Source organism: Mycobacterium sp. NGS67, assembly GCF_059812185.1.
In genome coordinates, this window is sequence record NZ_JCALCF010000005.1 from 87,926 (window position 1) to 111,883 (window position 23,958).

Here is a 23,958-nt window from a genome sequence, read left to right on the forward strand (position 1 = left end):
GCGACCAGTAGCTTGGCCACCCGGTGCGGGCCCGCTATCGGGTTTCCCTCCTTAAATGGGCCGGCCATAGGACCGCGCACCTACGCGCCATGGCCCCTCTCGCGGTCGGGCAATCACTTCAGCGAGCTGATTTTCGCCCGTGTTGAAAACGATTTTCAAACCCAGTAAGGTTCGAAGCTGGGGTGCTTGGGGAAGAGGGTTCAGATGGGCACGATGTGGATGGCGTCGCCGCCTGAGGTGCATTCGACGCTGCTTAGCAGCGGTCCGGGCCCCGGCCCGTTGTTGTCGGCCGCCGCGGCGTGGTCAGCGCTGAGCACCGAGTACATGCAGGTGGCCGACGGACTCATGGCCGAGTTGGGTGCGGTGCAGGGCGGGGCCTGGGAGGGAGCGAGCGTCGAGCAGTATGTCGGCGCGCACACGCCGTATCTGGCGTGGTTGACCCAGGCCAGCACAACCAGCGCGGACGCCGCTGCGCAGCACGAGATCGCGGCCGCCGCATATACAACCGCGCTGGCGGCGATGCCGACGCTGCCCGAACTCGCTACTAACCACGTCATCCACCAAACGTTGGTGGCGACCAACTTCTTCGGGATCAATACCATCCCGATCGCGCTCAACGAGGCCGACTACGTGCGGATGTGGATCCAGGCCGCCACCACGATGGCGACATATCAAGCAGTGTCCGATGCGGCGCTGGCGTCGACACCGCAGACCGATCCCGCACCGGAGATCGTGCAGCAGAGCCCTGAGAGCGAACAGGCGGATGAGGTCGCGCACGGAGGCGACGCGACCTTCATTGACAATGTCGTTGCGGAGTTCTTGCGCGTCTTCTCCGGTGGCCGCGTGATCTGGGATCCCGCCGACGGCACCCTGAACGGGATTCCTTTCGAAGAATATACGAATGCGGCCGACCCGTACTGGTGGGTTGCTCGTGCCATCGAATTCCCGAAAGATTTCGAAACGTTTGTTCAGGAACTTTTTACAAATCCGCAAGAGGCCTTGCAGTCCTATTTTGATCTTATCTTCTTCGACTACCCCGAGCACATACCGCAGATTTTTCAAGCGGTGAATCAGGCCCCGCTGTTACTGGGGGTCGGGCTCGGTGCCGGCGTCACTAATCTCGGAGCGGTCAGCGGCCTAGCGGGGCTCTCCGGTTTGGCCGCCATTCAGCCTACGGCGATCCCTGCCGTCGTGGCGCCGTCTGTCCCCCCCGCAGGACCAATGTTGCCGGTCGCGGGGATGGCCCCGGTTGCGTCGGTCGCGCCCGCGTCGCCGGCGCCCGCGCCTGCGCCTTCTGTAAGCGCGGTCATCAGCGCGGGGCCGGCACCCCCGCCACCGGCCCCGGCCGCCGCAGGCTTCGGCTACCCGTTCCTAGTGGGCGGCGGCCCTGGTATCGGCTTCGGGTCCGGGTCCGGGATGAGCAGTGGCGCCAGTGCCAGTGCCAAGAAGAAGGCGCCAGAGCCCGATGCTGCCGCGGCGGCAACCGGCGAGGCCGCGCGTGCGCGGGCACGTCGACGTCGGCGCGCGGCGCTGCACGACCACGGCGACGAGTTCATGGACATGAATGTCGACGTTGACCCGGATTGGAGCGGACCGCCGAGTAGGGAGCCGGGACTGTCGACCGTTGCGTCGGATCAAGGCGCCGGACATCTGGGTTTCGCAGGCACTGTGGTTAAGGAAGCAGGCGCGGCGGCGGGCCTGACCACGCTGGCCGAGGACGAATTCGGCAGCGGGCCGAAGCTGCCGATGGTCCCAGGCACCTGGACACCGGACGAAGCGGGTGCTTCGTGAATGACAGCTGGGGTTCACGATAGGTATCGGGTTGAGGCACTCTGCAGCTGCCGGGCGGGTGCGCTGGGCGGAAAAGCGGCTCTGCACAGTTGAGGGTGCAACCCCTCTTAACCTTTGGACCAACGTGACCGCTGACGATCGCAACCATTGGGGCATTCTGCCGGAGAGCCGGGTGGTAATCGCCGACTGCAAGCACGAGCACAATCAGCGACACCGCTCAACGCTGGCCACCGAGCGCTGACCGAAGAACGCTGCGCGCCCAGGAACATCCACACGCCGGTGGGCCCTGCGCGAACAACTGAAAACGGGTCAAGCCAACCCGACCAATAAGCCGAACACAGCAACAGGGACTCGGCAGCGGGTCGCGCCCGTGGCGGCCGCGTGGCGGGCATCGACTCCGTTCATTCTGGCATGTGATTGCGTTTCAGAGTGAGCACCGTTCGATTGGACGGTGGCGCGTAGCGACAGCGCCTATGAGTCCGGCTTTCTTCGCGAACAGGACGACCGCCAGCGGGTCGAGCTCTTCCGGCTCTTCACAGTTGCGGGTGTAGAGGTGGTTGGCGCGCCGTTGCCGGGGTTGTCCATCCGTCACCCAATTCCCTTGTCCTGTACGGCAACTCGAGGCCATGGGCTACCATGTCACACTCGACCACGCTTCCTGAGCGAACTCATTACCCCGGCAACTTGACTCGCAGATATCTTTTCGGTAGGTCTCACTGCGTGTGGGCTGCGGGGCAGATTCCTGCCGGGCGACTCACCGATTCGATGGCTTCTGCGAAGTCGCGGCAGTGTCGAAAACGGACCGAAGCGAAAGTGCGTCGCGCTGAAGCACGTTGCTGGCATTGGCGATCCGCGAGAGTGCTCGCGTCCTTGCCGATAACAAGCGTCAGTTGGCCGAGCTGGTCGAAGCGTTCGCCCCCGGCCTGCAAGACCGGCTCGGGGTCAAGCCGGTGAGCGGCGGTCAGTTGATCGTGTCCTGGTCACATCGCGGCCGGTGCCGCCATGAAGCAGCCTTCGCGGCACTGGCCGGAGTCAGCCCGGTGCCGGCCAGTAGCGGCCGCACTTCCCGGCACCGTGCTGACCCGGTGGCGGATGTGCCCACGCAGGTCTCTCGAAGGCGCTTCTATGTTGTCAATGCGCGACAGAGGCATTAAGGACGCGAAAGAGTTCGCGGGCGGTATAGCGTTTGAGGTACCGCACGCCAAAAAGAATACGAATGGCTTCGCGGTCACCGTCACTGCGCGGCAACGGCTTTCGGACATCATCCATCCGCAGCACCTCAAGAGCAGCAAGTCGTGCGTCGATCAGATCAGACTTGCCGCGACGCCGGTACTGCCGGCGGGGGCACTCGACCTCCACGACGGTCAGGCCGGCGCTGCCAAGCGCACGAGCCAACCCGATTCCGTAACTGCGAGTGCCCTCGAGTCCAACGACGACGCGGGGCCCGGGCGCATGCTAAGCGATCCAGGCCGGTGCTTTGGCGAATCCGCAAGCGTTGTTGTGATCGTCAGTGTCGCCATCGTCGCACCGTTCGGTGCGGTCATCTCCAATGAGTGGGTGTCGCCACCGATGACAGCGTCCACCGTTTCTGCCACCATTGCCACGGGCCTTGCGCTCCTTTCCAGTGCAGGGGTCAGGGCGGCACCGGCCCGGGAGGAACCACCCGGCGGCATATCTGTGATGGGTCACGTGCCACAGCAACGCGGACAGGTCTGCGCGCCAGGGCGTGTCAGATGGTCTGTGTGCCTGTGGCTCCGGATGAATGAAGCAGCTTTGTCGGGGTTGACCGCTGAAGATCGATTTCAGGTGCCGATGCCGTCGAGGCGCTTCGGTCCTCTGGTCTCGAGTGCAGAAATCACTTGGGCATCGGACATGTCGACGATTTCCAGATAAAGCTGTGCCAGCAGATCTAGTCGCTCATCGCTGGCTTCCCGGGTGGTGATTCGCTCGGCCAGGCCGGCGACATTCCTGGTAACGAAGACATCGGAGACCATCAGATTCGGCGAGTCGAGGTCTTCACGGATGCGGGCGACCGCTTGCGTCGCGAGGATGGAATCACCGCCGAGGGAGAAGAAGTCGTCATAGACGCCTACCGTGTTGTTGGCGAGATGCAGAACTTCCCCGACGATATGACACAGAGCTTTCTCCAATGTCGTTGGCGGCGCTTCGAATCTGGTCGCGGTGTCACGGGATTGCTGTGCCGACGCCTCGGCGAGCGAGCTGGCTATCGCCGTGCGATCGATCTTGCCGGAATCGGTGAACGGGATCCGCTCCCGCAGCAGGATGTGGCGTGGAATCATGTGCGCGGGAAGGAGATCGACGAGGTCGTCGCAGATGTCAGCTGGTGTCAGGGCTGTATCGTCGGCGCAGACCGCCGCTGCAAGCACGTCGGTTTCGCCGGGACCGGGAACGACCGCGGCGACCGCTGTGTATACCCCCGGCACCCGTCGCAGTGCGGCTTCGACTTCGCCGAGCTCGACGCGGTATCCGCTGATCTTGATGCGGTGATCGGCCCGCCCGACGAACTCCAGTGTGCCGCCGCCGGGTAGGTAGCGCGCCAGGTCTCCTGTGCGGTACCAGGTCCGCATTTCCCCGCCCAACGGGTATTCGACGAAGCGCTCGGCGGTCAGATCGGGGCGACCGCGGTAGCCGCGCGCGATGCCCCGCCCCGATACCCAGAGCTCGCCGATCACCCAGTCGGGGCAATCACCGCCTGCGTCGTTGACGACCCGACAGGCCATGTTCGGCAGCGGCACACCGTAGGGCACCGAGTTCCAGGTGTTCGGCAGGCTGGCGGCATCGATGACTTCGTAGATCGTTGCGTGGACTGCGGTTTCGGTGGCCCCGCCAAGTCCGGCGAATCGGGCGTTGGGCGCCTGCAGCTGCAGTCGGCGGGCGAGTTCGGGACGTACCCAGTCGCCCCCGATGGCCACTGTCCGCAGTGAGGATAGTCGTCCGTCGCCCACCTCGAGCAGCATCTCCAGCCACCCTGGCATGAAGTTCAGCGCCGTGACACGGTGAGTGTCAATCAATTGGGCCCAGGCGTCGGGATCGCGGCGCTGTTCTTCGTCGACGACGATGACGGCTCCGCCGGCGCGCAAGTTGGCGAAGATGTCCGGTATGGACATGTCGGATTCCAGGGTGGCCAGCGAGAGCCAACGGTCGGTGGAGCCGATATCGAAATGCTGGATTAGGAATTCGACGGTGTTCATTACTGCGTTGTGGGTCAGCTCCACCCCTTTGGGTTCGCCGGTGGAACCCGAGGTGAACAGCACGTATGCGAGGGCACTAGGGTCAGATTTCACAAACGTGAATTCGCCTATTCCGACCCGCTGACCAGATAGCAGCTCGGCAAGTCGCAGGCCGGGAACCGTCGGCAGTGTCTGCTGTTCCCCGGAATAAAGGGCTAACCGGACTGAGCCCGTCTGCAGGATGTGTCGTGCCCGTGTCGGCGGCTGATCGGCACCGATGGGCAGATAGACGCCCCCGGCAGCAAGGATGCCCAAGACCGCCGGCAATTGTTCAGCGTTCTTGGGGCCGATCACGGCGATCGTGTCGCCGGAGGTCACGCCTTGTGCGCGGAGTGCAGCAGCTACCGCCAACGCCTGGTCGCGCAGCTGCGCGTAGGTGAGATCACCGGAGCGCGCAAAAACCGCGGGTGCGTCTGGCTGTAGTTCGGCTTGGCGGAAGAACCCGTCATGCAACGCCTCGCCTGTCGGCTGCGCGATCGTGCTGTTGACTGCGGCCCGCACGGCTCGCTGTTCTTCGCCGACGTCGGGCGGATCTGCGGTGTACCAGGAGTCGTCGTCGGTGAGCCTGTGCAGCTCGGCGAGGTGATGAGCGAACATCGCGTCGATGACGCCCGGCGCGAATGCCTCTTCGCGGGTGTCCCAGTTCACCAGCAGGCCGCCGGCGACTGGAGTTACCTGTGCGTCAAGCAGCACTTGAGGGCCTTGGGAGAGGGTCCATACGGGCTCTCCGAACTGTTCAGTCACCGTACCGGCGAACAGGTCGCCGAGACCCACGCCGCTGGTGAACACGAACGGTGCCAGCGTCTGGACGCCGCGGTAGCGGCTCAGATCGCGCAGCACCGACAGACCTGAATAGCCAACGTGGCGGGCGCTGGAATGCAGGGCCTCTTGCAGCGCAAGCCCCCGGGCGAGGGGGGTGTTGGCGCCGTTCAGGTCAACGTCGAGCATCAATGATGAGGTGAAGTCGCCCACCAGCCTGTCCACGTGGGGGTGCAACTGTTCGCGGCCGAACATCGGCACGTTGAGCAGGAATCGGCGGCTAGTGGACCACCTGGCCAGTGTCCCGGCGTAGGACGCTGCGAACGCCATGGCCGGGGTGATACCACGGCGCTGGGCGGCGGCGTACAACGCTTTGCGGACGTGAGCATCGAACCAGTGCCAGCGCCGCCGGCTGCTGCGGGGGTTGTCCTGCTCAGATCGTGGGACCAAGGGCAGCGCAGGAGGATCGGGCAGGTCGGGGATGCGTTGCGTCCACCAGTCGCGGTCGGTGTCGGATCGTGCCGCTTCCATCGGGATTATGGCGGTCCGGTACTCGCGGTAGGTGTAGTTCAGCTCCGGCAGCTGGTTGCCCTGATAAAGCTCCGCGAGGTCGGACATGATGATGCGGTAGCTCACCGCGTCGCCGCCTTGCATGTCCAGATCGACGTGTAAGCGGGTGCGGCCGTAGGGCAGCAGCGACAGCGTTAGCTCGAGCACCTCACCGTCGAGTAGCTGATGAGACTTGTCGGTACGGGTGATTTGCAGAGCTTCCGCGGCCGCGTGGGGGTCGCGATCTCGCAGGTCGATCACCGTGACCGCAAGGCCGCGATCGCCGATGCGCTGCGTCCCGTCGGCGTCGATTTCGACACGCAGCATCGGATGGCGGGCCGCCAATAGTTCAGCAGCTCTGGCCAGCCGCTCGGGGTCGACACCGGCGCCGTCGAATTCCACATAGAGGTGCGCAGCGACCCCACCGAGCTGCTGGTCGAAATTGCGCCCCACCCAATACGCATGCTGCAGCGGTGCGAGTGGGAACGGATCAGCAGGATCGCCGCTGTCGGCTGCTGCGGCGGAGGGACCTGGGTCGTCGCACAATCCGCTGACGGCTTGGTGTTCAGCTACCAGATCCGACCACGCTTGCACGGTGGGATCAGCCGCCAAGGCCGCGAAATTGGCATTGACGCCCTGTTTGCGCCAACGCCCGCACAGCGTCATCATCCGGATAGAATCCAGGCCCGATGCGATCAAATCGGTGGCCGGGTCGAGAGCGTCTGGGCTGACGCCCAAGAGCTCGGCGACCTCATCGCGGACCGTAGTGGGACTTGTTATCCGTGCGTTCACGACCCCTCCCCGAGTGGTTAGCATAGGTTGCCCTAACTTTTCTGTTAGGCTACAACATCGGGGTGCCTTGGTTTTACAACACCACTGTTGAACGAGGGGCGGTTTCGACAGCATGAGCGCGGCATCACTGCCCGAACAGAATGAACTCGCAGCAGGTTTCGTACCTTTTCCAGCGGATAGGGCCGCCGAGTACCGGCGGGCCGGCTATTGGACCGGCCGGCCGATGGATTCGCTCTTGACCGACGCAGCGAAGAACTGGCCGCAACGGACCGCCATCATCGATTTGACCAGCAGCTACTCTTTCGGCGAACTGAGCGTTGTTGCTGACCGGGTCGCGACAGGGCTGCTGCGCATGGGCATCAACCCGGGCGAACGCGTGCTGGTTCAACTGCCCAACACATGTCAGTTCGCCGTCACGTTGTTCGGTGTACTACGAGCGGGCGCCGTCCCAGTGTTGTGTCTGCCGGGGCACCGCGCCGCCGAGCTAGGCTACTTCGCCGACGTGAGCGGGGCCGCAGCACTCATCATTCCCGAGCGGGTGGGTAGTTTCGACTACCGCGAGATGGCTACCAGACTGACCAAGGATCATCCCCGTTTGCGTCATGTCTTCGTCGATGGCGATCCCGGAACGTTCGCATCGCTGTCTAACCTGCGAAGTTTCGACGCTGCCTCACCCGACCTCCCCTCCCAGCATGTCGACACCACGATGCCAGCCCTGCTGTTGGTGTCCGGAGGCACCACCGGGATGCCCAAGCTCATCCCCCGCACCCATGACGACTACCTGTACAACGCCACCGCCTGCGCCCAGGTGTGCAAGTTGACCGCGGCTGACGTGTATCTGGTGGCGCTACCCGCCGGACACAATTACCCGCTGGCCTGCCCAGGGTTCCTCGGAGCAATGTCTGTCGGGGCGACCACAGTGTTTACCCAAGACCCCAGCCCCGAGGCAGCGTTTGCTCTTATCCACCAGCACGGAGTGACGGCCACCGGGCTGGTCAACGCACTGGCCAAGTTGTGGGCGCACGCATGCGAATGGGAACCCACGCCGCCGACATCGCTGCGCCTGCTTCAGGTGGGTGGTTCACGAATGTCCCCCGAAGAGGCTCGCTTCCTGCGCGAAGCGTTCGGACCGGCGCTGCAACAGATATTCGGGATGGCCGAAGGGATGCTGAGCTACACCCGTCCTGGAGATCCGATTGACGTCGTGGAAAACACCCAAGGCCGGCCCATGTCGCCGCATGACGAGTTGCGCATCGTCGACGAGGACGGAAGCGAGGTTGCCCCGGGCCAAGAGGGTGAACTGTTGGTGCGAGGCCCCTACACTTTCAACGGCTACTACCGCGCCGGCGACGCCAACACCGCAGCATTTAGCCCGGACGGCTTTTACCGCACCGGAGACCAGGTGCGCATGTTTACCGACGGTCCCCGCGCTGGATACTTAGAGGTGACCGGTCGGATCAAGGATGTCATCCACAGAGGGGGAGAGACCGTGTCGGCGACCGAAATCCAGGAGCACCTGCTCACACACCCGGTGATTTCCTCGGTGGCGGCGGTCGCCTTACCCGACGAACTCCTCGGCGAGAAGATCTGCGCAGCGGTGGTTTTCAGCGGAAAGCCGATCACCCTTCCTGAACTCAACCAATACCTCGACGAACGAGGGGTGGGCACGCACTCGCGCCCGGACATGCTGGTTCCCGTGGTTTCGCTTCCCCTGACCACCGTCGGCAAAGTGGACAAGAAGCAGATCGTGGCACAGTTGACGCGACTCTGACCGACGCAATCGAACCGATTGCCATCGTCGCATCGGATGCCGACTGGCCGGCTAATTACCGACACCGCAGGACTTTTGACCTTCCTTCTCGACGGGTGAAGTGCCATCCAGATCGTGCCGATGGAGCGGGTCAACAGCGCCGGCGGCCTCGGTTCCATTCTCATGCCAGGTTTGGCCGGAATCGACGCCCGCCACGCTGCCGCCGCGGGCGCGTTGTCGCGTACAAATTGAATATGCCTGGGATCAGCGACCCGCACCGCGCGAGCCGACGAAGCGCCGACGCACTCCGCGCACCGCCGCCGCGACTCGAAGGCAGTGCGACCGGAGGAGCCATGAGTTCGCCCCTGGTTTTGCTAGGAATCAAACACTGCTTCGAGGAGTAGGCCCGCTAATGCCAGAAACCGCATATCGCCCCGACATCCTTGACGGCCGCTCCAGGCTACTGCGAGTGCTCTTGATCATGCACGGCGTGGTGACTCTCGCCGCCGCTGTCGTGCTGGCCGTAGCCCCCGCCAACATCCCGGCGACGGTGAACATCACATTGGAGCAACAAGGCTTCCTCCTCTCCTATTTTCTCGCCGCCGCCGAATTGTCAATAGGCTTGCTGTCATTGGGGGCTGCCCGGTTGAGCGACAGAGCAGCCCTGCGTCTCATCGTCGCCGCGTTAGTGGTGTTCCACTTGGCCACCGGTGCTCTTGAGATCCTGTACATCAGTTTCACTACCGCCAGCGGCACTCTGCTCTTTAACGTCGTGACCCGTTTCGTCGCGGCCGCTTTATTCGTTTTCGGATGGCAAATGGGTCAACGACCACTTCGCGATGAGCTCAGCGGCGCGCGTTGAGCATCATATGACTGGCCGACTGGCGGACTAAGCAATTGCAGAGCAGCCGCTTTCGGCCCCCAAGCTCTTTACAGGGCTGATATCGCCGCTGCTATCCCACGGTTCCCAGACCTAAATACCGACCAACGGACTTGTCCCGCAGCAGGCGACATCAATGAGCTACATCTGCAAATCGCCTCGCAGCTCGCCTTGCGCCCTGAACAGATAGTCGCAAGAATCTCGAAGTGCTGCAGCTCAAGCCCCGCTGGCGAGTCTCCGTTCCTGAGTCCGGGTTTTAGAGTCGGGTTGGCTTGATCCTTTTCAGTTGATCGCGCAGGCCACCGGGGTGTCGATGTGCCTAGGCGCCGCAGCATTACATCGACCAGCGCCCGGCGGACCAGCGCTGAGCGGTGTCGGTGATTGTGCTCGTGCTTGCAGTCGGCGATGACCACCCGGCCCTCCGGCAGAATGCCCCAATGGTTGCGATCGTCAGCGGTCGCGTTGGTCCCCCACGTTGAGGGGTTGTCCATTCGTCACCCAATTCCCCTGTCCTGTCCGACATCTCGAGGCCATAGGCTACCACGTCACACTCGACCTTTCTGAGCGAACTGCTCACCCCGGCAACTCAACTCACCAAATAGCTTCCCGGTAGGTCTCACTGCGCGTGGGCCGCAGGCATATTCCTGCCTACTGTCGACTCACCGATTCGATGGCTGCTGCGAAGTCGCGGCAGTGCCGAAAACGGTTGCCAGGCCTCTTAGCGAGAGCGATCGCCAGAACAGGGTCAAGGGCCGCCAGTTCAGGTCGGGTATCTGCGAGCGCTGGCGGTACTGCGGTGAGGTGCCGATTGAAAGCAACCGCAGCATCAGAGGTAGGGAACAGCTGCGAGCCGGCAAGCAAGTGGTATGTCGTTGCCGCCAAGGAATATTGGTCAGCGCGGCCGTCTAGCTCCTGCCTCATCAGCTGCTCGGGGGCGGAGTAGGCAACACTGTCGACCGTCAGGTGGGGGGCAGTCCATCTACTGATGTCGTCACACCTGCGGGGAATCCCGAAATCGGCTAGCAGGATGCGCTGTTGGTCAGTGGCCAGCATAATATTGGATGGCTTGATGTTGCGGTGCAGCAGTCCGCGATTGTGGGCATAGTCCAACGCGGCGGCGACCGCGACGATAATTTTCGTCACTCGGCGGGGATCTACGCCCGATGGGAATTGAGTGTGAAGCAGGCGGGCCGCGTCCATACCTTCGACGTAAGCCATCGAGATCCACAGGTGGCCATGACAGGCCCCGCGGCGGTAGATGCGCACGATGTTGGGGTGCCAAAGCCTGGACGCCACGTCAGCATCACGCAAGGAGACGTGATCATCGGCAAGTGCAGTCACATCCGCGGCTAGTATTTTCAGAGCGTCTTTACGCGGGAGCTGCAGGTGCTGCGCCAGGTATACCTCCCCCAGCGCACCGGATCCCAGCAAACGCAGGATTCTGTAGCCAGCGAATACCTTTCCGTTCGCTATCGGCATACGGGCGCCGCGACGGGATGCAGGCCACGAGGGTCGCGGCCAACCTGCCCTACGCTGACTGACCGTAGGAAGAGGCATTTCAGGCTGCTCACATACCGGCACAGCAGGACGGGGGAAGGTGAAGTACACGCCGACTGCGACGATGAAGATGCCGATGTGATACCGCCCACAGTGAGGGTCTGAGAGACCGCTGGGGGGACGCGGCGACTGTCATCGGTTCCTTCGTGAGGGCAAATTTTCATGAGTTACTGTACTACTTAGTAGGCCAGTATGAAGTCGGTTTGCAACGACGTTGGTAGATTCTCAGGTGTTGGGCCGCGACGAGGCATTCGACGTTTATTGGTGGCGGGCGCGTTCGGGCACTCGTGCGATCACGCGCAGCACACCACCCGTTTCACGCGCGCAAGAATTGAGATCCGCACGGGCCTCTGGTTCATTACTCGTGGGTGGGGGTCGCGGTCTTAGGAGCCTCGAACGCTGCATAGAGACGTTGTCGGCGGCGCCGGTCGGGTTTACCTCCGACCCACCTCCGTAACCAGCAATCTGGGCCACACGGACACTGATCACGCTCACGCGGGGCCAGTCGGACCATCCGAACGCCCCGACGCCCGCAAGCCTGCTGTGCGTGGCAGCCTGAATTGACCCCGGGACCGCCGTCGCCAGCGTTTGACCTCCCAGCAGACGCCATGTATTGATGTCGATGATGATGTGGTATCTGCCAGTCAATCCGAACGAAGCGGAGGTGCTTGCGACCGGACAAATGGGTCATGCTCCACACCACCCGCCCGCAACAACACGTCTAGCGAGACCGCCTCGGCGCCTCAGGTCACGCGGGTCCGGATAGGGCCATTAGTCCCTACCCCGGTTGGGTATACCTGTGGCATCCTTTTCAGCTATGACAGAAATACCCTCTTCCTCAGTCGAACCAACCGCCGAGGCCAAGCGCGCCCGCGACGACGACCGGACCAAGGAGACCAGCCGAGTAGTGCATGTCGCGGCATGGACAGGCATTGTTGCTGGTGTTGTTCTTTCGGTTGCTGCGATCTTTTTCTCGGGATTCTTTCTGGGCTGGTCATCAGGCAGCCATTACGGCTGGCACCGCGGCCACGACGCTGGCATGGATCACAGCTGCTCGATGAATGGACAGATGAAAGGATCGGGCGGAATGGTGGGGCCCGAAGGTCCAAATGTTCCTCCGCAGATGCGCACGACGACGCCACTTGCTCCCCCGTCACCCTAGCGCTAAAGTCCGGCCACTCGGTTAGGCTTGCCCGACCTATCGCTCCCCGACCTAATAAACTTGGCAGCGCGTTTACGCCGGCGTGCCGCGGAACTAATGAAGAGGCGGGGTTCGGGACGAACGCGTGAGGGGTGGACTTCAGCTTCGTGATGGGCGTCGACAACCTGGCCCATCTCCGGCGACAACGAACAATCGCAGCGTAACGTCGGACTACTCAAGTGGCGGCCAGGTCTGGTAGGTCCTCTATTCTGTGCCTGCGGCCTTCAGCGCATCGACCCGCGATATCGTCAACGCTGTCTGCAAGTTTGAAAAGAGCTCTTGGTAATCCCGAGGATGAGCAACCTTTTTGGCAATTTGCTGCCGACGCTGGCGATTGTTCGACGAGAGCCGCTGGTGTGAGAGCCGGTCGAGGTAGGCTCGGCGGATCAGCCCTGACCGAATTCGTCTGGGGCGTCTGGGTTTATCTCGATGCGGGCTCTAGTTCGGGCGGGCTGTCGGCGGCCCGCTGGGGTGGATGCGGGGTCGGTGTTGCCGACGGTAGCGGCTCGGACCGAGCCGTCCAGTCCAAGAAAAGCAACGGTCTTCAGCCCATTCGTCTACCGTTCGGCCAGGACTCTCCAACGAGGCGAATGACCGGCGTCTCGGCTGGCAAAGGTGCCGACAACATCTGTGCGCCTGCGGATTTCGCGGTCTAAACATTCGGGTTTTATTCGACCAGATCTGGCGCCACAGGTCGTTCGGGCACGCGGTGAAGGCCAGTGTCTCCGCGCGGGCACCAGAAGGTGTTCGGCCACCGTGGGCAGCTTATCGGCCAACGCATCGACTACACGGGTCGGACGTTCTCCGCTTGGGGATCGGGCCGGTCATAGAGAGCGAGTGCAGCAGCGCTTTGGCCCATCCCCATCAAGAGCTCTTCGGGGTCACATCCATCAAGTTGGCGGCGTAGTGCCTGCGGCGCCGGAGGTGACCAGCCTGACCCCGTGCATGCCGCGGGCGACCAGATCGGCGAAGAAGATGTTCCACGACGTCTCACTGGTGCGACTCTGGCCTTGAGCACCTCGCGGTCCCGTCGGCGTTGACGCCGGTGGCCACCGAGGACGACAGCGTTGAGCACCCGCCAGTCTTCGCGGACTTTCATCGTCAACGCATCAGCACGCGACGAAGGTGAACGGGTTTGCTTCACCGAGTGGGCCGGTATCCAGTTCACTAGTAACAGTAGCCGTTACGCGAGTTCCTCCGATCCGGGCTGCCCCGGCCGGCCGTTCTCGGCGCGGCACATGGGAGCGGTCATCGTGTAGTTCCTCTCGAAAGTTGCTCTGGAAGGTTCGCTCGAAATCACGCGGTGATCGCGCTCTCGTCCCCAACGACGCACCGAAACGATCACGCGGTCCGCGTTACACCACTATCAGGGACGAACTGGCGAAAATCTCGACAACTCCCCATTAGGTACAGTGGCTACAGAAGACGTCATTAAATGTCGACCTCGCTCGGCATGCGGCAGTGCAAGCAGCGACCCATTGACCAGAGTGCCGGAGTTCAGGTGAAAAAAGCATACGGATATGCGGCCAATAAGGATGGCTATGCGAAGCGATTGCGTAGAATCGAGGGCCAAGTTCGCGGCGTCGCGAAGATGATTGACGAAGACAAGTACTGCATCGACATCCTCACTCAAATCAGTGCGGCCAGCAGTGCTTTGCGGTCCGTGGCGCTGAACCTGCTCGACGACCACCTTGACATCTGCGTAAGCCAAGCGGTCGCCGAGGGCGGGAAAGAGGCGGACGCAAAACTGGCCGAAGCATCCGCAGCTATCGCACGACTTGTTCGCTCCTGACCGTTTACGGTAGCGCGACCACCATTTGATACCCTACTGCCGCCAAGTCGCTCGCCTTTGGCTTGCAACTGCGGACACGTCTGCACCCTATATTGATGGTAAAAGGCGGTCAGAGCGCGAAAGCAACCAAGTTTTGCCCGTCACGCTGTTCCGGACCGTATAAACACTGGTTCCCTTTCATGTCGCGACTATGTGCGCAGTGCCGCAATTCGAGCGACGTCTGCAGCGGCCGGGCGGCTGCCAAAATGTTCGGCCAGTCGCGCGGATACTACGGATGGTTACACGCCCAGGTCACGATCCGCCCGCCACCGAGGCTATTTGTGGCGTCTTGTTCTGCCGCGGCGCGAGTGTAGCCGGTTCCTCCCTGAAACTTCGCACCGTCGTAAGCGATCGCTCCACAGCGGGTGAAACTGCTGAGCACTTTACAGCTGTCAACGCCGCACTCCCCGAGGGCCGCCGCTTCTGCTAGCGCCGTACTTAACTGACGCCGTGCGGTGCCGACCTCGCCGGTGGGTGCATATGCGATCGCTCCATAGAAAATACGTGGAGGGATGGGCAACTCGGGAATCGAGACGTCATGGGCGCCTGCCGTTGCGACCAACGTGACGCTCGTTGCGGCGATAGCTGCCAGTCCGGCGACTCCAACCGCGGCTCGACGTATAACCTTTGTTGACATTTTCCTCTAGATCCTTCTCAGTGCTTGCTGGCGCAGGTTCAATCAGTCTTTTACGACGGTACCCAACGGGGGTAGGGTCGTAAGCCCCTACTTTGGGAGATCAGGTATCGACCCGAGCGGAGATCGATGATGTCACGCGCTCTGGTCAGGGGATGGCTCTCAGCGCGCGTTGAGGATCCGCACCCCGGTGGGTTCTTCGCTGAATCCGGCTGGCTGACCGCCGATTTCGAGCAGCGTGGGCGTCAAACTCCCCCACAGCGAGTTCCGGTGTAGGCGGCTTCGACGTCGCCGACACGATGTCCCCGTGACGCGGACGACCGGAGCAGGGCCGGTCGACCAGCCCGCCGCTGCCGGCCTGCTCATAGCGCGCCCGCCACGCAATCATTGTCGGACGCGCCACCCGTGTGCGAGAGGCGATCTCGGTGTTCGACAGGCGTCACCAATGCCGGAGTGCGTCCATGACCGCTCCACCAGGGTAGGCGCAGTGGCCATGGACGTGGCGACGCTGGATCGAATCAGGCCATCGCCCGGCACTCCTGAGCGCAACGGCGACAAGCCTCTGCGCAGGCGCGGCAGTGATCGTTGTCGTGCTTGTCGCATTCGGCCGCGCACGCATCACAAATCTCTGCGCACAACTGGCACAACTGAGCCGCCCAACGCGACCCGCGCGAGACCAGCGTCACACACGCCGCGCAAATCGCCGCGCAGTCCAGGCATAACCGGACGCAGTCGGCCATCTTCGCCTCGCTGACGCAACAGGTCGCGCACGCCTCACACGCCGCCTGACACTCCGCACACGCCTCCAGACAGGCCTGGTTTGCCGCTACCGTCATGACAAAATCTCCTTACTCCTCAACCGCGAAATGCTCGTGGTCATTTCCTTATCCCTTCCCCAGCGCTGCTTGCTGGGCGGGCCCAGTCTCTCATGCCGGTACCCACCCGGGGTAGGGTACAAAGTCCCTGAATTGGGGCTTCGGGTATCGACCCGTCAGGAGATCGTGATGACGCCTCGAGTTGGTCGCATCGGCGGTCCGCGAGCCGAATCCAGCGACGTACACACCGGGGTGCAGCTCCGCCGTCGCGATACCCACAACCGCCATAACCCTGGCGAGTAAACATTGGCTCTTGCAACACACCGGCGTTGACCGATGGTGTTGAACACGCGGAGGTCGGTGTGTCGCGATGGCATGATCGGGTGAATGCATGAGTCCCACGCGCACATCCCCGCTACGTGCGATGAGGAGTTGCTCTGCTGCCTGGGCCCAGGGTCCCACTCGTTGGCCGGCAGCGATCCGGACCGTGTGGCCCGGATCCGCGATGAGGTGGCCCACGGGTTTGCGGCCCTAGCCGACGTGACCCGCGCGGTGTCATTTTTCGGCTCCGCGCGCACACCGCCGGAACATCCGTACTATCGGCTGGCGCGCACGCTGGCCGCACGCCTGGGCACCCTAGGGTTCGACGTCATCACCGGCGGCGGGCCTGGCCTCATGGAAGCCGCCAACCGGGGCGCCCGCGACGCGGGGGTGCGCTCGATCGGCCTTGCCATCGAGCTGCCCTACGAGCAGCACACGAATCCTTTTGTGGATCTCTCGCTTGAATTCAAATATTTCTTCGTCCGTAAGCTCATGTTGGTCCGCTACGCGTCGGCGTCCGTGGTGTTGCCGGGCGGCTTCGGAACCCTCGACGAGCTGTTCGAGGCGCTTACACTCATACAGACCCAGAAGATCCGGAATTTTCCCGTCGTGCTTGCGGGGTCGCAGCACTGGGTCGGCCTGGAGCATTGGATCCGGACCCAGTTGCTTGAGCTGGGGATGATTTCGGCAGACGACCTCCAGCTGCTCGTGGTCTCCGACGATCCTGACGAGGTCGGCGAGGTCGTCGAGGGTTGGCGTCGTCGCCACCAAGAGACTTATCATCCCACCAGACCGTGAGCGAAGTCGCAAGTGCGGCACAATGTTTCGCCGTAATCACCCACCACTATTTCACAATTCCAGCCATTGACCGATGAACAGATTTTTGCCCAGTGGTGAGGTGAGCACTCAATGCGGCGCGGTCGAGCCGAGGACGATGCTTCCCACACTGCATTCCTGCAATTCGTCAGCTCCGGTGGCCGCGACGAACGCCGCGGTGTCGCCGAAGCCTTGCGCACAAACACCGAGACCCATCGCAGTAGCAGCCAAATAGATCGTCTGCATCAGGACTCCGACATCCTTCAGAATGGCCGAGTAGGCGATTTGCTCGTAGGTCCACATCACCCGACCGCCACGCGCAGCCATCACGACGAGGACTTGCGGCTCGGCGCCTGCGGTCAGCGTCGCCGCCGCCAGCTTAATTATCTGCGACACCGCCGGCGAATCCGCGTTCGCTACTGGGCGGAGCGCGTGATCGAAGGAGTCGTAGTGATACATACCTGGCTCTAATCCGGTGGCATTTCGGACCACCGGGTAGAGCTCAAGTTCATAGACGCTGCCCGCCGACGGGTATGGCCGCGACACGAGTTCCTCGCCATCGGAAACCCGATGTGTGCTACGCGTACGCGCTGTGCGGTAGAGCAACTCGGCCAATTGCTCAACGCTGATCGGGTGGCTCTCATCGAATGTCCTTGTCGACACCCGATCTTCAAGCACGGCCGTAAACGGCGGGTCCTGGCGGCGCCTGGCGTCTAGATCGGGAATGGGTAGCGGAATCGGTGCACCCGGATAAGGTGTACGGCGGACGGAGGGCTGCGGGAAGCGGCCCTTGGCCCACTTGGTCGGCCCGAAATGTTCCCAGGTGACGCTGCGCTTGCCGAGGGTGCTGCGACGGTGAAACCACAGATCTGGTGCGCTCCAACTCAGGGCATCGAAGGTGCGGTCCTCGTCGCCGACCGGGACCAGGAAGCCGCACCGGTGCAGATCCATGAAGAATCGGGACTCGACCTTGGATCGTGGTCCCAAGCCGTTCTCTGTTGTCCCGTCAAGTAGGGCAAGCAAACCACCGTCGTGGATGCGCACATCGCACCAACCCAGTGGATGCTCGAGGACCAAACCATTCGAGTCACGATGCAGCACAGCGAATTTCGATAGTGCTGCGGGCTGTGTCGTCAGCGTCGGCGCAGGCGGTGATGAGGGTTGCGTAAACGGCAGTATGGAGTAGCAATCTTTTTCGCCGTCGCGAACGGTGATTGTGAGCCAGCCACCGGCGTGAAGCCGACGCATCAGTGTGTTGATGTCGCTTCGGTGTCCTGGCGGGCAGATCTCAGCCACCGTCGCCGGCCCTTCGCTTAGTGCGTTGAGTGCTTGGAGCTGTCCGGCAGTCAATCCGACGAGCTTCTCGCGGTGGGGAGGATCCAACAGCACAGCGCCGTGGGGTGTACTCGCGCACGTGGCCCCCGACCGAAACGTGAATCTCGTTTGATGGGGGTAGCTGGTACTGGACAATTGACGGGCCCTCCACTCCTGATCGAATGACGCCACTAAATTTAGGTTAGCCAAAGCTAACCATCGCCACAACCGTGACCCGTCGCAAAACAACTGTCTCGGAAACGCTGCCACCGGCGCGGTCGCCATACGGCGACGACGGATGCGTCCGGTGGCCCCATCGCACAGGTTGAAGCAAGGTGCTAGGCGTCACCGGTGCAAATGGGTAGGGCACGCCTCACCGATGAGCACCATACAGGTTCTGTACCCTACCCCCCTAGGGCACACGGCCATTCTCCTATTATGCTAGTACGTAGATAGAGGTGCTGCTGGTACGCCGAGGAGTGTGCCGGTGACACCCTGATACCGCGGAGATATCCCTGATGACACCCAGCAGTCGACGTAAACAGTGGATCGCTTTAGAACTGGTCGCGGTCGCGGCGTTGATCGGTGTGGCCGCGACGCCCGCTGAGTGTCCTGCGCGAATGTGCCCGGTGGGCGCAGCGGCCCACGATGAGGCACCGGCCGCGGGCGTACCGCCGCGGGGTCCGGCGACAGTAACTGTCAATCCTGGCGCCGGCGCCCGCGACGTCGACCCGCTGACCCCAATCGCAGTCACCGCGACCACGGGCTCGCTGGTAGGGGTGCAAATGGTTAACGAGACCGGCAAAGAGATCGAGGGTGTTTTCACACCTGACCACACAGTGTGGAAGCCCACCGTGGCCTTGGGTTACGGCCGCCTCTATACGCTGCGGGTCATCAGTCGCGGCAGCGATGCCACCACCACGACCCTGACCTCTAGCTTTTCCACGGTAGTGCCCAGCGAGCAGACAGCTGTGCGCCTGAGCACCACCGCCAACGCCCCGTTTCGCGACGGCGGCACTTATGGTGTGGGCGCCGTAATCGTGGCCCGCTTCGACGAACATATTCCCGACCGCGCCGCCGCCGAGCGGTCCCTGCGAGTCATCACCAACCCGCCCGTGGACGGGGCCTGGACGTGGGTTGATAACCGAACTGCGCATTGGCGCCCGCAGCGCTACTACCCTCCGGGGACCGTCGTCACCGTGGCCGCCGACCTCTACGGCGCCGCCCTCGGCGAGGGGCTGTACGGCCAAGAAGACACCCGGGTGAGTTTCCGCATCGGCGACGCCCACCTCGCGGTCGCCGACGACGTTACTAAACAGGTGACTGTTTATGACAACGGGAACCTCGTGCGCACCATGCCGACTTCAATGGGCATGGGCGGCAGCCAAACGATCGGCGGGCGCACATTTAGCTTCTGGACCCAACCCGGTGTCTACACCGTGATGGATAAGGCCAATACCGTCGTGATGGACTCATCAACGTACGGCCTGCCGATCAACTCGCGGCTCGGCTACCGCGAGACCATCAATAACGCCACCCGCATCAGTACCGACGGCATCTACCTCCACGAGCTCGACGACACAGTCTGGGCGCAGGGTAACGCCAACGTGTCCCACGGCTGTTTGAACCTTAACGCCGACAACGCCCGCTGGTTCTACCAGTTCTCCCAACCAGGCGACGTCGTCGAAGTTCGCAACACCGGAGGCGCGCCCCTGGCCATCTGGCAAAACGGCGACTGGAGTGTGCCGTGGGACCAGTGGCTGGCGGGCAGCGCCCTGCGATGACCAACTCTGGCAGCACTCGCATAACCGGCCGCACCGACGGCCTGTTCGCTGGTAACGGCGCGTCCGCCCAATACAGAGTGTTCACGAGTCGGGTCTGGGCTTGACCAGTGGCCAAGTCAGTGTGCTTGCTACTTCGACCCTGAGAGGAGTTGTGTGAAGGCCATTCGAATTGCCACCGCGCTGAGCCTGGTGGTCATTAGCGCGATGATGTCTTCGGGCTGCGGCAGCAGCACAAACACCTCATCGTCGTCATCTGGATCCAGTAGTCGGTCAGCGCCCGTGAACTGCGGCGGCAAGAAGCAACTGGAGGCAAGCGGCTCGACCGCGCAGAAGAACGCCATGGAACAGTTGGTCGTCGCCTACATCCGAGCGTGCCCAGGCTACTCGCTGGACTATCACGCAAACGGCTCCGGTGCTGGAATGGAGGAATTCATCGCGGGTGAAACCGATCTTGCAGGCTCCGACTCCCCGATGGACCCATCGAAGGGCGAGCCAGATAGTGCCGCCAAGCGCTGCGGTTCGCCGGCGTGGGACCTGCCAATGGGATTTGGACCGATCGCGCTGGCCTACAACATCGGCGGCGTAGGTTCGCTGACTCTGGACGGGCCCACGACCGCGAAGATCTTCAGCGGCGCCATCACTCGGTGGAACGATCCGGCGATCAAGGCGCTCAACTCCAATACGAACCTGCCCACCACGCTCATTCACGTCGTCTTCGACAGCAACCTGTCCGGCACCACAGACAATTTCCAGCGGTACCTCGACGCCGCATCCAACGGTGCCTGGGGCAAAGGCGCCGGCCAGACATTCAACGGCGGTGTCGGTGACGGCGCCAGCGGAAACGATGGCACCTCGGGTGCAGTGCGGAGAACCGAGGGATCGATCACCTACACCGAGTGGTCCTTCGCGATGGCCCGTCAGTTGAACGTGGCCCAGATCGTCACCTCCGCGGGCCCCGCTCCTGTGTCGATCACCACCGACTCGGTCGGCAAAACCCTTGCCGGCGCCACGTTCAAGGCACCGGGCAGCGATTTGGTGGTGGACACGTCCTCGTTCTATCGGCCGACGCGCGCCGGGGCCTACCCGATTGTGCTGGTGACCTACGAGATCGTCTGTTCGAAATATTTTGAATCCCAGACCGGCACAGCCGTTAAAGCGTTTATGCAGTCCACGATCGGTACCGGACAACAGGGTTTGGAGCAGTACGGGTACCTCCCGCTACCGGGCTCCCTGCAAGCAAAGGTGGCGACGGTGGTGAATCTCATCGCATGAAAACAGGTCACCAGTGGCTCGCCGAAGTGTGGCGATCCGGCACCGCTGATGCGGCGCCTCGGGCAGGCCGTTCCAAAATGGCCGTGACGGCGGCCGAACCTGCAACCGGAAGTTCGTTGTCGCAAGACTGCGATCTTGCTGACACATATCGATTCCGTGGGGGCGACGGCGCGTTGGAGGGCAAGCGTGCTCGTTGGGCAGGTTGCATAAAACCTGCGGGGGAGTTAGCTGGGGCGAGCAAATCGGTGACGACAGAACGGTACAGCACCCGACCACCCTGCCGAATCAGCGAAGTGAAACCCGCCAGGCCGCTCGCCGGGCGCCTCTACTTTGCCGCCCCGGGTGGATTGGGCTGTGAGTGCCTCGGCTGTCATTGTGGCCAACTTTACGAGGAACTACCGTGAATACTGGCAAGCATCACATTTGCCGCCGAGCCGCGGTGGATTGCGGAGCCACGGCTAGCGCGATCGGGCGGAGGGAGTGTCGACGGTGAGCGGCACCGAGCCGGGGTCGCGGGCGGGGTCGCGCTTTGGTCACTACCAGCTGATTCGGCTGCTGGGTCGCGGCGGCATGGGCGAGGTTTACCAGGCCGAGGACACGCGCAAGCACCGGGTTGTGGCACTCAAGCTGATTTCGACGCACTATTCGGGCGACCCGGTGTTGCGCGCGCGGATGCAACGTGAGGCCGATGCAGCGGGACGGCTGAACGAACCTCATGTGGTGCCGATCCATGACTACGGCGAGATCAACGGGCAGTTCTACGTTGAGATGCGCTTGATCGAAGGCATCGACTTGTCCACGATGTTGAAGCGCTCCGGTGCGTTGAGCCCGCCCCGGGCGGTGGCCATCGTGCGTCAAGTCGCCGCCGCGCTGGACGCTGCGCACGCCATCGGCGTAACTCATCGCGATGTCAAACCGGAAAACATCCTTCTCACGGGCGACGACTTCGCTTACCTGGTGGATTTCGGCATCGCCCGCGCCGCCAATGATCCCGGGCTCACGCAGACCGGGACCGCGATGGGAACTTACAACTACATGGCCCCGGAACGCTTCACCGCCGATGAGGTCAGCTATCGCGCCGACATCTACGCGCTGGCCTGTGTGCTGAGTGAGTCTTTGACGGGGGGACCACCGTATCGGGCTCACAGCCTCGAACGGATGGTCGCCGCGCATTTACTCGAACCGGCACCGCGGCCCAGCCAGCTGCGACCCGGGATGGTCCCCGTGGCCTTCGACCAGGTAATCGCGCGCGGCATGGCAAAAAACCCCGAGGACCGCTACCGCACGGCAGGTGACCTGGCCGCCGCCGCACACGAGGCGCTCACCGCACCCGAGCGGCAGCAAGAAGCCACCATCTTGCAGCACGGCGATAACGCGACGCTCGCGGACCGCGCCGCCGATCACGGGCCGGCTGGCGTCTGGGCACCTCACGCGGCCTCGGGCGTCGATCCCCCGATTACGTCACCGCCAGCGGTTCCGCCCGCACCCACGCCGGGCGCCGAGACGATGGCTCGTCCCGTGCCATCAGACCCCACCATTGGCAGCTGGCGTAACCAACGGCAGCTTCCATACACCGCCGGCTCCGCGAGCCCGCCGCCCTTCAGCTCACATCCCCGCGCCAACGAGCCCAACCTCACGCCCGGTGGGCCCCGGCCCCGCCGCAAAAAGCAGCCTTGGGCCGCGATCGGCGCTGCTGCGCTCTTACTCTCACTGATCACCGCTATCGGCGTCGCCGGATATCTGGGAACGCGCCGCGCGGCTCCGTCGAAGCCGGCGTCTGGGCAGACCGTCTTGTCGTTCACCGGCCTCAACCTCAGCCTCACCCCAGGAGGGTTGGCAGTCGACGGCGCCGGAAACGTGTACGTCACTAACCAGGGCATGTACGGACGGGTGGTGAAGTTGGCCGCCGGGACGGGAACCCCGACATTGCTGCCCTTCAACGGCCTCTACGAACCCCAAGGCGTAGCGGTGGATGCCGCGGGCACCGTATACGTCACCGACTTCAACAACCGAGTGCTGAAGTTGACGGCCGGGTCACACACCCAGACTGAGCTGCCGTTCATTGGTCTGAATTATCCCGAGGGCGTAGAGGTTGACGCCGAGGGCAGCGTGTATGTCGCCGACCGGGGAAGTAGCAGGGTGGTGAAATTGGCGGCCGGATCAAGCAGCCAGGTCGTGCTGCCCTTTGACGGCCTCAAGAACCCTGATGATGTGGCGGTGGATACCGTCGGCAACGTGTACGTCACCGACTCCGACAACAACAGAGTGGTGAAGTTGGCGGCCGGGTTCACCGCTCAGACCGTGCTTCCGTTCACCGGTTTCACCCTGCCGTGGGGTATTGCGGTCGATACCGGTGGCAACGTCTATGTCACCGACCAAGAGAACAACGAGGTCCTGAAACTGGCGGCGGGGTCCAACACTCAGACCGTGCTACCGTTCACCGGCCTCAACACCCCCCTAGCAGTTGCGGTAGATCGCGCCGGCAACATTTACGTCGCCGACCGCGGCAATGGCAGGGTGGTGAAGCTAGCGGGCTGAGGTGCTGCGCCCGCCCCTGCTGCCCCGACGGCATCGGACGTCGGACGAGCGCTTCTCACGCCATGTGTGAGCAACGCTCACCTGCGATCGGCGAAGTTCGGGT

Annotated in this window: 16 protein-coding genes and 1 pseudogene; 10 read left to right on the forward strand and 7 right to left on the reverse strand. The window is 63.0% G+C overall.

Translation table 11 applies throughout. The annotated features are described in order from the left end of the window. Positions 1 to 204: 204 nt before the first annotated feature. Complete coding sequence (locus tag AC5Y4D_RS06115; RefSeq protein WP_500036709.1) at positions 205 to 1,791, forward strand: PPE family protein; 1,587 nt, start codon at positions 205 to 207, stop codon at positions 1,789 to 1,791. A 950-nt stretch (positions 1,792 to 2,741) separates the two neighbouring features. Continuing rightward, positions 2,742 to 2,945 (forward strand): transposase, encoded by a 204-nt coding sequence (locus AC5Y4D_RS06120; protein ID WP_500036803.1) that lies wholly within the window; start codon positions 2,742 to 2,744, stop codon positions 2,943 to 2,945. Here the strand turns inward: AC5Y4D_RS06120 and AC5Y4D_RS06125 are convergent. Together AC5Y4D_RS06125 and AC5Y4D_RS06130 are read right to left on the reverse strand one after the other, a co-directional pair. After that, on the reverse strand, positions 2,923 to 3,186 hold the full coding sequence (locus AC5Y4D_RS06125; protein ID WP_500036710.1) for a hypothetical protein: 264 nt from the start codon (positions 3,184 to 3,186) through the stop codon (positions 2,923 to 2,925). The two genes, AC5Y4D_RS06120 and AC5Y4D_RS06125, sit on opposite strands and share 23 nt — an antisense overlap. A 407-nt stretch (positions 3,187 to 3,593) precedes the next feature. Further along, positions 3,594 to 7,166 (reverse strand): non-ribosomal peptide synthetase, encoded by a 3,573-nt coding sequence (locus tag AC5Y4D_RS06130; RefSeq protein ID WP_500036711.1) that lies wholly within the window; start codon positions 7,164 to 7,166, stop codon positions 3,594 to 3,596. An 88-nt stretch (positions 7,167 to 7,254) separates the two neighbouring features. On the opposite strand from AC5Y4D_RS06130, the gene AC5Y4D_RS06135 reads away from it, so the two are divergent. Both AC5Y4D_RS06135 and AC5Y4D_RS06140 read left to right on the forward strand, forming a co-directional pair. Beyond that, complete coding sequence (locus AC5Y4D_RS06135) at positions 7,255 to 8,913, forward strand: (2,3-dihydroxybenzoyl)adenylate synthase (protein ID WP_500036712.1); 1,659 nt, start codon at positions 7,255 to 7,257, stop codon at positions 8,911 to 8,913. Between the two features lie 448 nt (positions 8,914 to 9,361). Then, positions 9,362 to 9,754, forward strand: coding sequence for a hypothetical protein (locus tag AC5Y4D_RS06140; protein ID WP_500036713.1), 393 nt, complete (start codon positions 9,362 to 9,364; stop codon positions 9,752 to 9,754). A gap of 666 nt (positions 9,755 to 10,420) precedes the next feature. On the opposite strand, the gene AC5Y4D_RS06145 is transcribed toward AC5Y4D_RS06140, so the two are convergent. Continuing rightward, positions 10,421 to 11,251 carry a serine/threonine-protein kinase gene (locus AC5Y4D_RS06145; RefSeq protein WP_500036714.1) on the reverse strand — a complete coding sequence of 277 codons (831 nt, stop codon included), beginning with the start codon at positions 11,249 to 11,251 and terminating at the stop codon, positions 10,421 to 10,423. Positions 11,252 to 12,146: 895 nt separating this feature from the next. On the opposite strand from AC5Y4D_RS06145, the gene AC5Y4D_RS06150 reads away from it, so the two are divergent. Then, positions 12,147 to 12,491: a hypothetical protein gene (locus tag AC5Y4D_RS06150; RefSeq protein WP_500036715.1), complete on the forward strand. Its 345-nt coding sequence runs from the start codon at positions 12,147 to 12,149 to the stop codon at positions 12,489 to 12,491. Between the two features lie 576 nt (positions 12,492 to 13,067). On the opposite strand, the pseudogene AC5Y4D_RS06155 reads toward AC5Y4D_RS06150, so the two are convergent. Continuing rightward, positions 13,068 to 13,681: pseudogene (locus tag AC5Y4D_RS06155) on the reverse strand (transposase); the annotation flags it as partial. A gap of 350 nt (positions 13,682 to 14,031) precedes the next feature. Between AC5Y4D_RS06155 and ricR the strand changes: the two are divergent. Next, positions 14,032 to 14,322, forward strand: coding sequence for a copper-sensing transcriptional repressor RicR (ricR, locus tag AC5Y4D_RS06160; RefSeq protein WP_500036804.1), 291 nt, complete (start codon positions 14,032 to 14,034; stop codon positions 14,320 to 14,322). Between the two features lie 268 nt (positions 14,323 to 14,590). On the opposite strand, the gene AC5Y4D_RS06165 is transcribed toward ricR, so the two are convergent. Beyond that, positions 14,591 to 14,998: a DUF4189 domain-containing protein gene (locus tag AC5Y4D_RS06165; RefSeq protein WP_500036716.1), complete on the reverse strand. Its 408-nt coding sequence runs from the start codon at positions 14,996 to 14,998 to the stop codon at positions 14,591 to 14,593. Between the two features lie 515 nt (positions 14,999 to 15,513). Next, a complete protein-coding gene (locus AC5Y4D_RS06170; RefSeq protein ID WP_500036717.1) occupies positions 15,514 to 15,831 on the reverse strand; it encodes a four-helix bundle copper-binding protein in 318 nt (105 codons plus the stop codon). A 444-nt stretch (positions 15,832 to 16,275) separates the two neighbouring features. Between AC5Y4D_RS06170 and AC5Y4D_RS06175 the strand changes: the two genes are divergently transcribed. After that, positions 16,276 to 16,929: an LOG family protein gene (locus tag AC5Y4D_RS06175; RefSeq protein WP_500036718.1), complete on the forward strand. Its 654-nt coding sequence runs from the start codon at positions 16,276 to 16,278 to the stop codon at positions 16,927 to 16,929. Positions 16,930 to 17,037: 108 nt separating this feature from the next. Here AC5Y4D_RS06175 and AC5Y4D_RS06180 read toward each other — a convergent pair whose 3' ends face one another. After that, positions 17,038 to 18,417 (reverse strand): SagB family peptide dehydrogenase, encoded by a 1,380-nt coding sequence (locus AC5Y4D_RS06180; RefSeq protein ID WP_500036805.1) that lies wholly within the window; start codon positions 18,415 to 18,417, stop codon positions 17,038 to 17,040. Between the two features lie 362 nt (positions 18,418 to 18,779). Here AC5Y4D_RS06180 and AC5Y4D_RS06185 point away from each other — a divergent pair, with 362 nt between their 5' ends. The 3 genes from AC5Y4D_RS06185 (at position 18,780) to AC5Y4D_RS06195 (ending at position 23,855) form a co-directional block, all read left to right on the forward strand. Further along, positions 18,780 to 20,045, forward strand: coding sequence for a L,D-transpeptidase (locus AC5Y4D_RS06185; RefSeq protein ID WP_500036719.1), 1,266 nt, complete (start codon positions 18,780 to 18,782; stop codon positions 20,043 to 20,045). Between the two features lie 153 nt (positions 20,046 to 20,198). Beyond that, the gene (gene pstS / locus AC5Y4D_RS06190; RefSeq protein WP_500036720.1) at positions 20,199 to 21,317 is read left to right on the forward strand and encodes a phosphate ABC transporter substrate-binding protein PstS; all 1,119 of its coding nucleotides are present in this window, start codon (positions 20,199 to 20,201) and stop codon (positions 21,315 to 21,317) included. Positions 21,318 to 21,806: 489 nt separating this feature from the next. Beyond that, complete coding sequence (locus AC5Y4D_RS06195; RefSeq protein ID WP_500036721.1) at positions 21,807 to 23,855, forward strand: serine/threonine-protein kinase PknD; 2,049 nt, start codon at positions 21,807 to 21,809, stop codon at positions 23,853 to 23,855. Positions 23,856 to 23,958: the final 103 nt, after the last annotated feature.